Annotated in this window: 7 protein-coding genes and 2 pseudogenes; 7 read left to right on the plus strand and 2 right to left on the minus strand. The window is 72.7% G+C overall.

Annotation, left to right across the window (positions count from 1 at the left end; translation table 11 throughout):
* Positions 1-52: 52 nt before the first annotated feature.
* From BCD49_RS42720 to BCD49_RS34460, 3 genes and pseudogenes are all read left to right on the plus strand, one after another.
* Positions 53-489: pseudogene (locus BCD49_RS42720) on the plus strand (aldehyde dehydrogenase family protein); the annotation flags it as partial.
* A gap of 185 nt (positions 490-674) precedes the next feature.
* A complete protein-coding gene (locus BCD49_RS34455) occupies positions 675-878 on the plus strand; it encodes a hypothetical protein (RefSeq protein WP_007510702.1) in 204 nt (67 codons plus the stop codon).
* 236 nt (positions 879-1,114) lie between these two features.
* On the plus strand, positions 1,115-2,668 hold the full coding sequence (locus tag BCD49_RS34460) for a sensor domain-containing diguanylate cyclase (protein WP_071042352.1): 1,554 nt from the start codon (positions 1,115-1,117) through the stop codon (positions 2,666-2,668).
* A 172-nt stretch (positions 2,669-2,840) separates the two neighbouring features.
* Here BCD49_RS34460 and BCD49_RS43820 read toward each other — a convergent pair whose 3' ends face one another.
* Positions 2,841-3,635: a hypothetical protein gene (locus BCD49_RS43820; protein ID WP_007510698.1), complete on the minus strand. Its 795-nt coding sequence runs from the start codon at positions 3,633-3,635 to the stop codon at positions 2,841-2,843.
* Between the two features lie 283 nt (positions 3,636-3,918).
* A complete protein-coding gene (locus BCD49_RS34475) occupies positions 3,919-4,935 on the minus strand; it encodes a 2OG-Fe(II) oxygenase family protein (RefSeq protein WP_007510697.1) in 1,017 nt (338 codons plus the stop codon).
* 350 nt (positions 4,936-5,285) lie between these two features.
* Here BCD49_RS34475 and BCD49_RS46630 point away from each other — a divergent pair.
* The 4 genes and pseudogenes from BCD49_RS46630 to BCD49_RS34495 all read left to right on the plus strand — a co-directional run bounded on the left by BCD49_RS46630 (position 5,286) and on the right by BCD49_RS34495 (position 15,304).
* A pseudogene (locus BCD49_RS46630) lies at positions 5,286-5,970 on the plus strand (integrase core domain-containing protein).
* A gap of 357 nt (positions 5,971-6,327) precedes the next feature.
* Positions 6,328-6,999 (plus strand): peptidoglycan-binding domain-containing protein, encoded by a 672-nt coding sequence (locus tag BCD49_RS34485; RefSeq protein ID WP_007510692.1) that lies wholly within the window; start codon positions 6,328-6,330, stop codon positions 6,997-6,999.
* A complete protein-coding gene (locus tag BCD49_RS34490; protein ID WP_007510690.1) occupies positions 6,996-11,186 on the plus strand; it encodes a DUF6603 domain-containing protein in 4,191 nt (1,396 codons plus the stop codon). The genes BCD49_RS34485 and BCD49_RS34490 overlap by 4 nt, the downstream gene beginning before the upstream one ends.
* Positions 11,183-15,304 carry a hypothetical protein gene (locus BCD49_RS34495; RefSeq protein ID WP_071042353.1) on the plus strand — a complete coding sequence of 1,374 codons (4,122 nt, stop codon included), beginning with the start codon at positions 11,183-11,185 and terminating at the stop codon, positions 15,302-15,304. The genes BCD49_RS34490 and BCD49_RS34495 overlap by 4 nt, the downstream gene beginning before the upstream one ends.
* The last annotated feature ends 1 nt before the right edge of the window (position 15,305 follow it).

Here is a 15,305-nt window from a genome sequence, read left to right on the forward strand (position 1 = left end):
AAGCCTGCCAAGGCCTCCGCGCGCCCGAGACCTTCCGAATGCAACAGACAGTGCCTACCTGGAACTCGTCCTGGCCCTCGAGCACATCCGCTGGGCGTCCAGGAACGCCGGCCGGGTACTGCGCGGGCGCGGCGTGCGGACGACCGTGCTGACCGCCAACTTCGCCGCCCGGGTCGAGCACCGGCCGCTCGGCGTCGTCGGGTCATCGGCCCGCGGAACTACCCGGTCTACACACCGGTCGGAGCGATCGCCTACGCGCTGGCCGCCGGCAACTCCGTCGTGTTCAAGCCCAGCGAGTACACCACCGCGATCGGCCGATACCTGGTCGACGCGTGGGCGGCGGCGAACCCCTAGGGGCCCGCCGCGGTCCTGTCACTCGTGTCCGGTCCCGGCGAGACCGGCGCGGCGCTCTGCGCCGCCGACGTCGACAAGATCGCCTTCACCGGTTCGGCGCGCACCGGGCGCGCGGTGATGGCCGCGTGCGGCGCACGGCCACGCACGGCGACGGCTGGCTCGGGATGTGGTGCTCGGCCCGGAGGTATGCCGCCGCCCGTGAGCAGATCCTGGCGGCCTGTGCGGCGGCCGGCTGACTGGCGCCGACGTTCGCGGGGCTCAACGTCTGGGTCCGGTTCGGCCGAGACGCTGGCACGGCAAGGGGCGCGCTGAGGGAGCGGATGTCGCGGCTGTACAACCCGCCTGCGGAGATGTTCGCCCACATCAGCGCCGCCGGAACGGCGCAGGACGTCGCGGGCTTTCTGGCGCCGTGCATCCAAGCAGGTGCCCGCACGCTGACACTGATACCGGTGGCCGACACCGTCCACGAGGGCATCGAGCAGGCCGCCGAGGTTCGCGACCTGCTCCGTGCGGGAGCGGCGTGATGGCGGTGTGACGGCCATGCTCGGCCTCGGCCGTCGTGTCGGCTCGATGGCGCCGTTTCGGTGGTGGCGGCGCGGGGCACGGCCAATATCGGCGGCGATGTGCCAATGACGTGTATCCGGTGGCCGATGATCGAAGACATGGAGTGACCAGAGAGAACGCGGGGGGTGACGGCTCTCCCCTGAGAGCTTCCGACGCCGGTCGGTTCGCGTCAGGTGGCCGGCAAGGTGCGCATGGGATGGCTCAGGTCTTCGCCTCCGGCGGCGAGGTAGGCCAGCTGATGTCGACCATGGACTGGTCCGCCACGCCTCTCGGCCCGGTACGCGGCTGGTGTGCCGAGCTTCGGATGGCGGTGAGTATCTGCCTCGAGTCCCGATTTCCGATGCAGGTTCTGTGGGGGCCAGAGCTCATTGTTCTGCACAATGACGCCCTTATCTCGCATGTGGGGCGAAAACACCCGGGATGTATCGGTCGGCCGTTCCGTGAGGTCTTCGCGGAGGTCATGCACATCCTTGACCCGCTGCTCGGCCAGGTGATGTCCGGCGGCGGGGCGACCTGGTCGCAGAACCTGCGGGTCCTGCTCGACCGGCACGGGTACCTGGAGGAGTGCTTCTTCACCTTCTCCTACAGCCCCATTCGGCGGATCTCATCGGCCGAGGTGCTCGGGGTGCTCACGACATCCCAGGAAACGACGGCGCAGGTGGTCGGTCTGCGGCGACTGTCCCGCTTGCGCGAGATCGCGAGTGTCACCGTCCACGCGCAGACCTCCGAAGAGGTCTTCAGGAACGCGGCCGAGGCAATGGGCCGCGCCTCGGCGGACGTTCCCTATTGCATGATCGTCCTGCGAGATCCGGATGCCGCCCGGCCGGTGGCGCGGCCGGTGGCGATGACCGGACTGGYCGCGGTGCCGGGTGTGTTGTCCCGCCCGGGCACGCTCGACCCCGACGGGCTCCTGCCCGAGTTCCGCGACTCACTGCTCTCGGGCCGGATGATGATCTCAAGGCGGCTCGTCGAGCGGCTCGACCTCAGGCCCACCACAGACATTCCGACCCTCAACCGCGCCATCATTCTCCCGCTCACGGCGGGTGGCTACGAGCCGCCCCTCGGGCTGCTCGTGGCCGGGATCAGCGACTGGCTCCCGCTGGACAGCGACTACCGCACCTTCTTCACCCTGGCAGCCGCCCAGATCTCCGGCGCCGCTTCGTCGGCCGACGCGGCCGAGGCGGCGCGAACACGGGCAGCCGAGGCGCGTTACCAGTCGCTGCACGACATACTGACCGGGCTACCGAACAGGGGCGCGCTTTTCGACCACCTCGGAAAGGCGCTCGACGAAGCCTGGCGAGATGGACGGCGCGTCGGTTTCCTCTTCATCGACCTCGACGGTTTCAAGGTCGTGAACGACGTGCTCGGTCACCAGGCCGGTGATGATCTGCTGTGCGACGTCGCGCGTCGGATTCGCCGGGCGGTCCGCCCCGATGACTTCGTCGCCCGGCTCAGCGGCGACGAGTTCGCCGTCGTCTGCGAGGGTATCGCTGCCGTGAACGAGCTCGAGACGGTCGCGGACCGCGTTCTCACGGCGGTGTCGACAACCAGGTCCCACGACGGAAAAACGGCCTCCGTGACCGCGAGCATCGGCGTCGCCCTTTCCGAACTGGGGATCTCCACCCCGGACGAGCTCGTACGCGCCGCCGACGTTGCGATGTACACCGCCAAACGGCGCGGCCGAGCCCGCTACCAGCTGTTCGACGGCCCCACTCGGGACGCGACGCCGCACGGCGCACGAAGCTCGTGATTGACGCCTGCGCGATCGGGTCCCGTGACCGCGTTGCTGGTCGAAGGCCAGACGGCGGCTGATCACCAGGCACGGCGGGCGCGTCCCGTTGGGGCCTGCCCGGCAGCGCGTCGCGTTCACTCTCCGCCATCCCGGAGGGAAGCGACAGGCTTTCGGGCCAGGACGTGAGGTATCAGACGAACTCCTCGTCCCGGTCGGTGAACGGCTCCGCGTCCGGGCCGGGGCGGTACACGGCGATCACAACGTTGTAGGCGCCGGGCCGGCCGACCGGCGCGGCCAGAGCCGGCCAGCATCCCGACATCTCCGGTGCCCGGACGGCCAGACGGCCGGTACGGATCATGGTGGGCAGCACGCTCTCGGCCACGCGGCCCGGCAGTGGCGGGTCGACGCTGGCGGCGAGTTTCGGGGCGTGCGCTATAACCGTCGTGAAGTCGAACTCGTGGAGTGCCGCCGCGGCGCCGAGATGATCCGCCAGTCGCCGCTTTAGTACGGCAGCCGCTCTTTTGCGATCTGCGCTACTGCGACCAGCTCGGCCCGGCGCCACGTCGGGGGTGCCGGGCCCAGGCCGTGGCGGCGCAGGAGGGTGCGCGCCGAGGTGGCTGATACCTGGGACCTGCAGCTTGCGGCATTCCCGACGATGCGGAACGTAGCCCCGGCGAGGATTCTCCCGGGCCAGGCGGAGCACCAGCTGCACCGTCGCGTCCTCAAGCGGGCGACCGCGACGCGGCTGCGCATAGGTCCACCGTCGGCGGACCAACTCTCGATGCCAGCGCAGCAGAGTGGCAGGGGTAACGAGGAACGCCGACCAGCGCGGACGGGGCAGGAGCTGAGCCAGGCTGGCCAGCAGCATCCGATCGGACGGGGCGTACCGCGGCCGGGTGACCTGGCGACGCGGCATCGCAAGCTGATGGCGCAGGACGGCGATCTCGACGTCCTTCTCGTCCGACCGGCCCCCGAGACCGGCCACGCCGAGCAGCCTAGGATCAGCAGGAACACGACCGTCGACACCATGCCGTCATGATCCCTGACGTGCTGTTCGCCCCGCTCAGCGCCCCTGACCGTCCAGTTGCACCGGGTGCAGATCGCACTCCTGGTCTACGACGCGCGAACCTGAACCAGAGCACGAGACCGCTCGGGCGGCCCGCCGAGTCCGGCGAACGCGTCTGGCACGACGAACAAGCCGAGGATCCACGTGACCAAATCGAGCCGTTCGAGCTTGTCCCGAACCAGGGTCAGGCGGTCGCCACCGTTCAGGGGATCAGGCGCGACAGGCGGTCCTCCTCGAGGATCCGCCGCGTGGTGACGCGTTCGGGATATGAGCGCATGAACATGCTGGTGAAGTGTCTTCCGTAGTGGATGTAGTCGCCGTCTCCCCCGCCGGACAGCGGGCGGACGCGGGCCTGGAAGTTGGGCTCGTGGAAGTAGGCCAGGGCGAAGCGCTCACGGGTGTTGAGTCTCACCTTGTGCGGCGTGGAGAGCAGGAAGCCGTCCGTGATGAGCTGGAGCATGTCACCGGGAAAGACCGTGAACACGCTCGGAACCGGCGGCACGAACGTCCACGGCTCCTCGTTCTCGTACCTGCCCGCCATGCTCTCACCGGGCAGCCAGTTCCTGCTTCGCTGCTCGCCGTCGACCGGCGGGCGTATGTAGAGGCCGCCCACGTCGTCCTGCGCGGCGATAACAAGCAGCCCGTAGTCGGTGTGGGCTCCTATGCCCCTGCTCGCGTGCTCCGACCGGGCCGGGAACCGGAGCACCCGCATATGGTGCCAGCCGCCTGCTGTCAGGTCCGTCAGGCCCTTGACGTCGATACCCAGGCCCAGCGCCGTCAGCCTCAACAGCCTCTCGCCGATGGAACCCAGCTCCGCCATGAAGGCCAGCATGTCGTGCTCGTACTCGTCGTCCGGCCAGGGAACCGGRCCGTGGCACGGCCACTGCGCCCGCACCCGGGGATCATCCAGCCGGACGTCCGGGCAGACGGTAAAAATCTCCGAGTAGTCCGCCTCTCCCGCCGTGCGCTCCTCTCCCAACGCAATGTATCCGCTGTAGGTCAGGCCGCTGATACAGTCGCGTTTGAACTCGGTCGGCATACCGAAGAAGCGCCCGCTGGACTCTATGGCAGCCTTGGTCCTCTGGTCCTGCTCCGGTTCGGCGGCCACCTGGAGGATTCCGCCAGCCCGCCACGCGTCGATCAGTTCGCCCGCCAATTGGATGTCCGACTTCGTGCCGTCCACAAAGTCGGGAAGCTGGAATGTCCGGAGGTCGGCCATCTGGTCTCCTTCTGGGGTCCACGCATCGATCCCGCGGCACAATGGCGACGGTCATCACCAAAGGTGTACCAGAGCCTAAAGCGAGATAGAACCGAAAGCGTGGCACCGCCTCGTGAACGGGTTCCATGACGGGTGTCACGTGCGGCGATGCCTGGTCCGGCCTTGTGGACGACCCTGTAGCTGCCGAAAATGTCATCCGCCCTGCTCAGAGCGGTCGCCGCTGCGGTAGCCGACCACGGTCCTCCCAGCGCCTGGCCCTCGCTCGTCGGGCCGGCGATGCGCGAGGATGGCGGTTCGTGGTGCTTCGCCTGACCTATCTCGGCCTCACGAACGCGTTCGCACTGCCGTAGCTGCTGCCCCGCGGTGACCGTGCCAAGGACATCGAGATCCTCACCCTGCGCCGCCAGATCGCCGTGCTGCACCGCCAGCTCGACGGCCAACGCATCCAGTTCCAGCCCACCGACCGCGCCCTGCTCGCCGCCGACTTCCCAGAGACCGTGACCCTGACCGGGACGCGCCTGTACATCCTCGCGGTGATCAAACAAGCCACCCGGCGCGTCCGGATCCTCGGCGCCACCGCGCACCCCACCGCAGCGTGGGTGACCAGGCCGCCCGCAACCTCGCCATGGATCTGCAGGACGCCGGATCGACCGCCCGCTACCTCATCCGCGACCGCGACCGCGACCGCAAATACCCAGCGCTGTTCGACGCGATCCTCGCCGACGCAGAAATCACGATCGTGCGCAGCGGCATCCAGTCCCCCGCATGAACGCGATCATGGAGCGGTGGGTACGGACCTGCCGCCGAGAACTCCTCGACCGAACCTTGATCTGGAACCAGCGGCATCTCCTGACCGCCCTCCGGGCCTACGAGGCGTTCGACAATACGCATCGGCCACACCAGGGCATCGCCAACGCCAGACCACTCCAACCGCCGCCCGAACCAATCACCGACCCGGACCGGCTGACCCGTCTCACCGTCCGCCGACGCGACCGGCTCGCCGGCATCCTGCGCGAGTACGAACATGCTGCCTGACCAGCCCGGATGTATTTTCGGCAGGTACCCCTCCCCGGGCGCAGCTGTCCGACGGTGCGCTGAGCAGTGCCGCGGCCGAATGAGCCTGAATACCTTCCCGCCCGGCGGGAACTTTTCCCGACTTCCCGGGCCGGGCCGGGCCGCGCCGCCGGGATCGCGCCTGCGCTCTCGGGGAGCCTGGTCAGATCCTCGACCTGCGGTGATGGAGACTTCAGCGGGCTGACCGCGCCGGCGGCGCCGAGCCGCGTCTCGGGTCGCCCATTCGGATAATTGTGTGGATCGACCGTTCCCTCGGGGCCGGGCGGCTGCCAGGATGGTGAGCCTGATAGCCGTGAAGGCCGTGTGCGGGGGAGCGCGATGCTTTCGCAGTTGTTTGCTGGTGACGACCTTCTCGACCGCATCGCCCGCGGCGGCTCCGAACGCATCTCCCAGACTCAGAACGCCACCCACCCGGCCGTGCGGAAGGTGCAGGCGGCGCTGCTGATCTGGGATCACACCTGCCTGCCGGTCCATGGCGCCGACGGCACCTTCGGCGGGGAGACCGCGGCGGCGGTGCACCGGTTCAAGGTCGAGGTGCTCGCCGTCCCGCCCGCGGATCTCTTCGACGACGTCGGCCCGAAGACCGTCGTCCGCCTCGACCAGATCGCCGCCGCAGACGAGACCCGCACGGCCCTCGGGGTCGTCGCCGTGGCGGGCGCGGGGGTGGGCGAGGCCGGGATCGCCACGGCCCTCGCGGCCGTCGCGGCGACCGGCGGGCAGCTCCTGCTCGGCCTGGGCACCGCCGCGGCGGCCGTGACCGGTGGGCCGGCGACACTGCGGGCGCTGGCGGCGCTGGTGGGAACGGCGCTGGCGGGGGTGGTCACACCGGAGGACCCGCGGGTGCCGGACGGCGTGGACCCGGACACGGCACAGCTGGTCGGCGTCTGGATCTCGATGCTCGACCCGGCGTTCCTGCTCGAGGAGGCCGACCCGAAGCTGGCCGACAACGTGTCCGTCGACCTCGGCGGCTGCATTCCGGCGGCAGGATGAGCCACTTCCGGCCGCTGATCGGCCACATTCTGATCCAGGTGGTGGTCGTCGACGGGCCGCCAGGCACCTCGGCCCGGTTCGCGCCGGGCGAGAGCGCGGCCGCGCTGCGGGACGTGTACTCCGGCCTCGGGATTCTGCGCCAGCTCGGCCAGGACTGGGCGCGTGCGCAGCCGGTGCCGGTGCGCGAGATGTTCGGGTTCTCCGTCGACTCGACGACGGTGACGCTGTCGCTCGACCCACATGAACTGGAGATCGCTCCCGACGAGGTCCCGGCCAGGCGCGACGACGTGTGGCTCCCCCTGGCGGCCAGGGCGCTCAGGACGAAGCTCTCGCTGGGCACCGACGACCTCGCGAAGCAGATGGCCGAGCTGCGCCAAAAGCTGAGGCGGACGACGGTGTTCGGCCTCCGTGTCGCCGACGCCGCGGTCCTGTTCCTCACCAAGTACCCGGTTCACCACTCGGCCTGGGCGGTGAGCGAGGGCGGCGACTACGCCGTGGTCGGCATGTCCCCGGTGACCAAAAGCGAGCGGGACAGCAAACGGCGCAGGCGGGTGGTCGCCCACGAGCTGGCCCACCTGTTCGACGCGCCGGACGAGTATGGCCTGGGCGAGACCGGCCGGGTGATGTGCGAGGCCAGCGACAATGTCGGCTTCTTCGACACCCGGAATGAGAACTGCGAGTTCATCGTCGCGCCGTCCGCGGGCCTGCCCGCGGTTGTGAACCCGCACCAGGTGCCCTGTCTCATGAACGAGCTCGAGCTCATCGCGCTGTGCCCGCAGTCGCCCGGGCACCTCGGCTGGGTGGACGACGACCGGGACGGCGTGCTCGACCTGGCTCGGCCCGCCACCATTCAGCTGTCCACGCACGCGGCACGTCCCTTCACCGGCGTCGTCATCACCGGCAACAACCTCTGGGACACCCGGTCCATCCTGTTCAACGACGTGGAGACGACAGCGTTCGACCTGCGCGGGGCCAACCCGGATCTCCCGGTCAACCCGGCCGACCCGCTGCACGTATCGGTGAGCGTGTTGGTGCCACGAGTGCCAAACGGGATCTACACCGTGAGGGTGGTGACCCGCGCCGGCCCGTCGACCGGCTCTGTGGACGACACCTTCCTGCTCGTCGTCGACGACTTCCCGCAGCCGACCGGGGACCCGGTCGTGTGGGGGGTCGTGCCGCGCTTCGGCCGCGCGGGCACCACTGTCCGTGTGGTGGGGAAGGGGTTGGTCGGCGTCACATCGGTGACGTTCGGCGGCGTGCAGGCCGACATGTCGACATTCGTCCAAAGCCCACTCATCTTCCCCGACGAGGACACGTTCACGATCCAGGCACCCGCGGGGCCGGTCGGCACGGTCCCGGTAGTGGTGACACGCGACGACGGCGCCGCCTCGCCACCGTTCCCCGGGTTCGCCGATGTCACCTACCCACGGCCGACCACCGGCACCACCCCCACCCCCGCTACTACCCCCGCCCCGGCCGACGACGAGCATGGCCTGCTGCCCTCCGTCCTCCAGTTCGCCCGCGACCGGCTGGCAAGCCTGGTCAATACCGGCGCCGACGCCCTGGTCAACCTGCTCACCGGCGGTGCGGGAGCCAGCCCCGCGGCCGGCGGGGCGGGTTCCCACACGCCGCCGGCCCTTGCCGGCCCGGTGGCCGGGGCCGCAGGCTTCCCCGCGTTGCCGGCCGCCGCCGGCGCGCCGGCGCTGGCCGTCCCGGCCGCGTTGGCGCAGGACGTGGCGAACGACCTGGCGAAGGCTCGCGCCGAGCTGACCGCGGCCACTGGCGCCCCGACCAATGTCCTGGCGCACCTGGCGGTCGCGCTGGCTGCCCTGCGGTCCGCCTGCCAGCGCGCCGCCGCCGCGCTGCCGGCGGCAGGCACCGCCGACCAGGCGCTCGCCAGGGCGATCACGTCGGCCACCGCCGGACCGCGCGGGCTGGCCGCGCAGCTGCGCCTGCCGGCCTCGTGGCCGTGGACGGTCTCCGGCCCGGTGGCGCGCGCCGAGGTTCACGGGCCCGACACGCCGGTCGAGCTCGCCGGCGTGCTCGCGCTGCGGCGACCGGTGCTGACCGTCCAGTTCGACTGGGCGCTGCCCCGGCTAACCGTGACGCTGACCGCCGAGGCGACCGTCCGGTTCGCGGCGGACGCGCTGGTCGGGGCGCTGTCGTCGGGCGCGGGCGCGGACGTGAAGGCCACCCTGACGGTCAGGGTCGACTCGTTCGACGGCGTCGGTGTCGGCGGCGGCACCGCAACCCGGGTACGCCTACCCGCAACCGTCAGCAACGCCCTGCTGGCGCTGCGAGACCTCACGTTCGGTCTGCCCGAGCGGGACTTCGAGCTCGCCGTCGACCTGACCGGCAGCCTCGGCCCGGTGGCCGTCCACATCCAGGGCGCCGGAGTCATCCTCACCGTCGACCCCGCCGCGGCGACGCCCCTGGCCGTCAAGGCGCGCCCACCGGACGGTGCCGGCCTGGAGGTCAACGCCGCGGTGGTGCGCGGTGGCGGCTTCGCGGCCCGCCGCGGCAGCACCTACCACGGCGTGCTCGACCTGGTCATCGGCCCGGTGCGCGCCCAGGCGATCGTCCTGATCGGGACCGAGCCGGACTTCTCCCTGCTGCTGATGTTGTTCGCGCGGTTCGCCGCGCCGATCCAGCTGTCGTTCGGGTTCACGCTCAACGCCGTCGGCGGGCTGCTCGCCGTCAACCGCGGGCTGTCCAGCGACGCCATGATCGCCGGCGTCGGCGACGGCACGGCCGACGTGCTGCTGTTCCCCGACGACCCGGAGCGCGTGGACGCGGGGCTGCTGGAACGGCTGTTCCCCGCCCGGTCCGGCACGGTCGTCGTCGGCCCGGCGTTCGAGCTCGGCTGGGGCAGCCCGATCTCGTTCCTGACCGCCAAGGTCGGGGTGTTCCTGCAGCTGCCCGCGCCGAAGCTGGTGCTGCTCGGCGCGCTGCGGGTGGCCCTGCCGAGCCCCCAGGCACCCATCGTCGACCTGCGGGCCGGCGTCTACGGCGAGATCACCCCGGAACGTGCGCTGGTGCTGGTCTCGCTCGCCGGGTCGCGCATGGCCGGGTTCACCCTCAGCGGCGACCTGGGGCTGCTGTTCGGCTACGGCGCCAACCCCCGGTTCGCCGTCTCCGCCGGCGGGTTCCACCCCGGCTACGCCGGCCCGCCGGAGCTGTCCGCCCTGCGCCGGGTGACCGTGGACATGTCTCCGCCCGCGCTGCTGACCCTGCGCGCCGAGGCGTACGTCGCGCTGACCAGCAACGCCTTCATGTTGGGCGCCCGGGTCGAGGCGGGAATCGACTTCGGGGTCGCCGACGCGCGCGGCTACCTCGCCTTCGACGCGATCGTGCTGTGGGCGCCGTTCCACTTCGAGGTCGACATCCGCGCCGGCATCGCCGTCCGCGCGCTGGGCGAGACGTTCGCCAGCATCGCGCTCGCCCTGCACCTGGAGGGCCCGGGCCGGTGGGTGGCGCACGGCACCGCCACCCTCCAGCTGTCGTTCCTGCCGGACATCGACCTCGAGGTCGGCCCGCTGACCTGGGGCACCAGCGCCGACCCGCCGCCGCCGCTCGCCTCGCCGCTGGCGGTGCTGCGCGCGGAGCTCGCCCGCCCGTCGGCCTGGGAGGTGCTGCCGCCGGACGGCGCCGAGCACCTGGTCACCCTGCGCGACGCCACCCCGGCGGCGGGCAGCCTGTTCGCCCACCCGCTCGGCGGCGTGGGCGTCCGCCAGCGGGCCGTCCCGCTGGGCGTGCGCATCGACCAGCTCGGCGGGCGGCCCGTGAGCGAGCACCTGCTCACGCTCGGCCCGCCGACGCTCGCGGGAACCGCGGGCGCCACGGCCACGGGCGCCGCCCCGGTCACGGACCTGTTCGCGCCCGGCCTCTACCTGAACCTGACCGACGAGCAGAAGCTGTCCCGGCCCGCCTTCGAGCCGTTCACCTCCGGCGCCCTGGCCACGGGGCTCGGTGCCGCCCGGTTCGGCACGGCGAGGCAGACCGACTACCGCTGGGAGACCGTCTTCCCGCACCGCGCCGACCTGCCCACCGTGGCGGGGGACGCGGCGCAGCTCACCCAGAAGCAGGCAGCCCAGGCGCTGGCCGCGAGCCCGGTCGGCCGGGCCGCGGCCGCCAACCCGTACCGCGTCGCCGGCACACCCCTGGCCCCGATCGGAGACATGCCGTGACCGACGGCCCGCTCGTCGCCTCGCCGGCGACCCCCGACGTCCCGTTCACGCCCGGCGACGTGGCGCTGGCGGCCTACACATTCCTGTCCTACGTGCGCACTGGACTCGCGGCGGCGGTCCGCGACCCGGCGGCGGGGGCGCTGCGCGCGACGGTCGAGGCCGCCGTGCCGGTCCTCGCCGACGGCGCGGCGGCGGGCGACGCCCGGGCGCGGCTGGCGGTCCGCGGCCCGGCCGACGTGCTCGCCCTCGACGCCCGCCAGGTGGTACGCGCCTACCCGGCGCCCGGCTCGCTCGGCGTGGACCCGAACTACCTGGCACACGTCGAGTTCGACCGGCCGGACCTGCCGTGGCTGTTCACCCCGTTCGCCCCCGCGGCCGGTGGCATCGGGCTCGCGCCGTGGCTCGCGCTCGTGGTCCTCGCGGACGGGTGCTACGAGGCCCAGGCCGGCCGGCCGGGGTTCCCGCCGGTGGTGCGGGCCCGCTGCTCGGAGCTGCAGCCGCTGGACAAGGGGTGGGCGTTCGCGCACGCGCAGGTGCTCGGCCCGCGCGGCGACGACGCGTCGGTGGCCCGGCGGCTGACCGACGAGTACCGGCTCACGAACCTGTCCCGGCTGCTGTGCCCTCGCCGGTTGCTGCCCGGCCGCGGCTACCTGGCCTGCGTCGTGCCCGCGTTCGACGCCGGCCGGCGGGCCGCGCTCGGCGAGCCGGGCGAGACGGGCTGGACCCTCGGCCCGGCCTGGACCCGCCGCCCCGGCGACGCCGACACCCAGGTCGACCTGCCGGTGCTGTACTCGTGGTCGTTCGCGACCGGCCTGGAGGGCGACTTCGAGGCGCTGGCCGCCCGGCTCGTGCCCCGCCCGGCCACCTGGCCGCTGGACCGCCGGGTCGACATGTCCGCGCCGTGGCCCGGCGCCGCCATCGACACCGGCCGGGTGCAGCTGGTCGCGGGGCCGCTGGTGGCGCCCTGGCCACCGGACGCCGCGCCACCCGGCTGGTCGGCGCGGGTCACCGAGGAGCTGCGGGCCAGGCTGAACGAGGCCGCCGACCGCGCCGACCGCGAGCCGGCGCCCGGTGCGGTCCCGGTCGTCGGGCCGCCGCTGTACGGCGGCGTGCACGCCGGCCGCAGGCGGGTGCCGGCCGGTACAGCGGACGACTGGTTCAGCCAGCTGAACCTGCGGCCGGGCGACCGGATCGCCGCCGGCCTCGGCGGCCAGGTCGTGCGCCGCGACCAGGAGACGCTGATGCAGGCCGCCTGGACGCAGCTGGGCGACCTGGAGGGCGTCAACGCGCTCCTGCGCGGCGCCCAGGTGGCGCAGGCCGCCGGCGCGTCGCTGTACCGCCGGCACGTCACTCCGCTGCCGCCGGGCGACCTGGTACAGCTCACCCGGCCCGTCCACGGTGTCGTCACCGCCAGGGACACCGCCGGGCCCGCCGTCGCCCAGCCCCCGACCGTGACCGAGGACCTGGCCCGCTCCACCACCGCCGAGGCGGCTGCCACCCCGGCGTTCCGCCGGCTCGCGGGCCGCTACGGTGTCCGCCCCGCCGGCCCCACCAGTCCGGCCGGCCCTGCCAGCCCTGGCGCCTACCTGACCGGCCCTGGCGGCGCTCTGGCCGACTTCCGGCGCCGGTACGACGACAGCTGGATGAGCCGGATGCCCCTGCGGGCCGCGGCGGCGGTCAGCCCRGCCGCGGTCGAGCAGGCCACCGGCCAGCCCGGCGCGGGTGCCGGGACCGTCTTCGAGCTCGCGAGACAGCTCGCCACCGTCGACACGCTCGCCGACGCGATGACCAAGGCCGTCCAGCACGCGCCCGTACTGCCGGAGGTCATGTTCGTCTTCCCGCTGGAGCAGTGGGTGGCCGAGCGCAACCTGAAGGCCGTGCAGGCCGCCGTGCCCGCCGACCCGGCCGCCGAGCACGACCGGGCCACGGCGTTGCTCGCCCCGCTCGCGGCGATCGCCAAGTCCGCCGATCCGGCGACCGCGCGGGCCGCGGCGAACGACCTGCTGCCGCTGGCGGACGCCGTCGACCGGGGGCCGGCCCCGGCGGCGCTCGCCGCCGCGGCGCGCGAGAGCCTCGACAAGCGGACCCTTGTCCAGGCCGTGACGACGAACGGCGGCGACCTGCTCGGCACCCTGGGCGTGGCCGAGGTGGCGGAGGTGGCCAAGGTCAGCGCCGATCCCCCGCTGCTGGTCGCGGCCATCCGTGAGGACCAGGCCGCGCTCGCCCAGGCCGCCCAGGACACCCTGGACCTGCACGCCTTCGAGGTGGCCGCCGCGGCGCTCGTTGAGCCGCCCGTCAAGATCATCGTGGTCGGGACGGAGGGTCCCACGACGTCCGGCGAGGTCGTGGTGATCGACACGGCGACGCCCGGGGTGGACGCAGGAGCGCCCACCCCCCCGACCGGCGAGGTCACGACGACCAGCTCCACCCTGGCAGCGGAGTCCCCGGCTGCCGAGCCGGCCGGATACCTCGGGGCCGAGGCGGGCGAGCCGGACGCCGCCCAGCCTGTCGCCTTCGACGACGGCGGCGACATCGATCTCGGCGGGATCGACCTGGGCGGCGGTGGGATCGACGTCGGCGGTGGCGGGATCGACGTCGGCGGTGGCKGGATCGACGTCGGCGGTGGCGGGATCGACGGGGGCGTGGTCCTGATCCCGGTCATCGACCCGGCCCAGGTGCTCGACCAGCTCGACCTGCCGGCCGAGCAGCTCGCGGGGCTGGCCGGCGGCAACCCGGACGAGGCGGTGCTCGCCAAGCTCGCCATCGGCTGCCTCGACGAGAGCCAGCTCGTCAACGCCGCGCGGGAGTTCCTGCCCGACGACATCCTCGCCGGCCTGCTGGGCGGCGGTTTCAGCGTCCCCGGCGCCGAGCGGCTGGCCAACGGCTGCTTCGAGGAGCCCGACCTCTTCCCCGACCCGATCGTCGAGGCGGTGCTGGCCTGGCTCGCCCGCAAGCAGCTGCCCCCGGACGACGTGCCGGACCTGTGCGGCCTGGACACCGACATGCAGTTCTTCATCAACAACTACCTGCACGTCCACCAGCCGCTGCCGACCATCCAGCCGCCGCAGGAGGCCGTCGACCGGCTGCGCCGGCTCTACGGCCAGCTGGTCGCGCAGACCTGGCCGGCCACCCCGCCGCGGCCGGCGGCCACCGTCGACGTGCCCCATCTACTGGCCCAGCTCAACCCGGCGGTCACCGTCCCGGCACAGGTCCGCGACCGGGTCGGCGAGCCGCCCGAGTGGCTGCCGGACGGCTGGCTCGACAGCTCCCAGGTGCGCCCGCTGGTGGCGGCGCCGGTGTTCACCCGGCCGATGTACCAGGCGCTGCTCGACGCGGACCCGTCCTGGCTGCTGCCCGGCTTCGACAGCGTCGCCGAGCCGGACCTGGTGACCGTGGTCGCCGCCAACCCGCGGTTCGTCGAGGCCTTCCTGGTCGGCCTCAACCACGAGATGTCCCGCGAGCTGCTGTGGCGCGGCTATCCGTCCGACCCGCGCGGTACCAACTTCCGCAGGTTCTGGTCGGGCGAGGCCGACGAGCTGGCGGCGCCGGTGCACGCCCTGGGCGGCGGGCCGCTCGGCTCGCACCTGGGCGCCGCGCACGCCCGGATGCTCGTCCTGGTCGTGCGCGGCGAGCTGGTCCGCCGCCACCCGGAGCTGCTGGTCATGGCGCTGCGCTCGGACAGCCTCGACGCCGCCGGCCGGCCGGTGTTCGGTGGGCACGGCGCCGTCGCGCCGATCGTGTTCACCGAGCACCGCGCGCCCGACATCCTGCTCGTCGGCTTCGAGCTGGCCGCCGCCGACGTGTCCGCCGTCGGCACCGGCCCGACGCGGTGGTGGTTCGTGCTGGCCGAGCACCCGTCGGCCCCCCGCTTCGGCCTGGACGTCTACAGCGGCAACCCCCACCCCGCCGACCGCGACGCGCTGGCCTGGAACCACTTCACCCTCACTGGCCAGACCCCGGCGGGCGACGGGTTCCTCGACCCGGTGCCCACCGCCGGCCCGGCGTCGCTCGGCTGGGGAAAGGCCGCCAGCGACACCGCGCACCTGCTGCTGCAGGACCCGGTCCGCGCGGTGTTCGACGCCTGGGACCTCATCCGCCCCACGTTGGCGAAGGGCTGAG

The organism is Pseudofrankia sp. EUN1h (assembly GCF_001854645.1).
GTDB classification, from domain to species: domain Bacteria; phylum Actinomycetota; class Actinomycetes; order Frankiales; family Frankiaceae; genus Pseudofrankia; species Pseudofrankia saprophytica.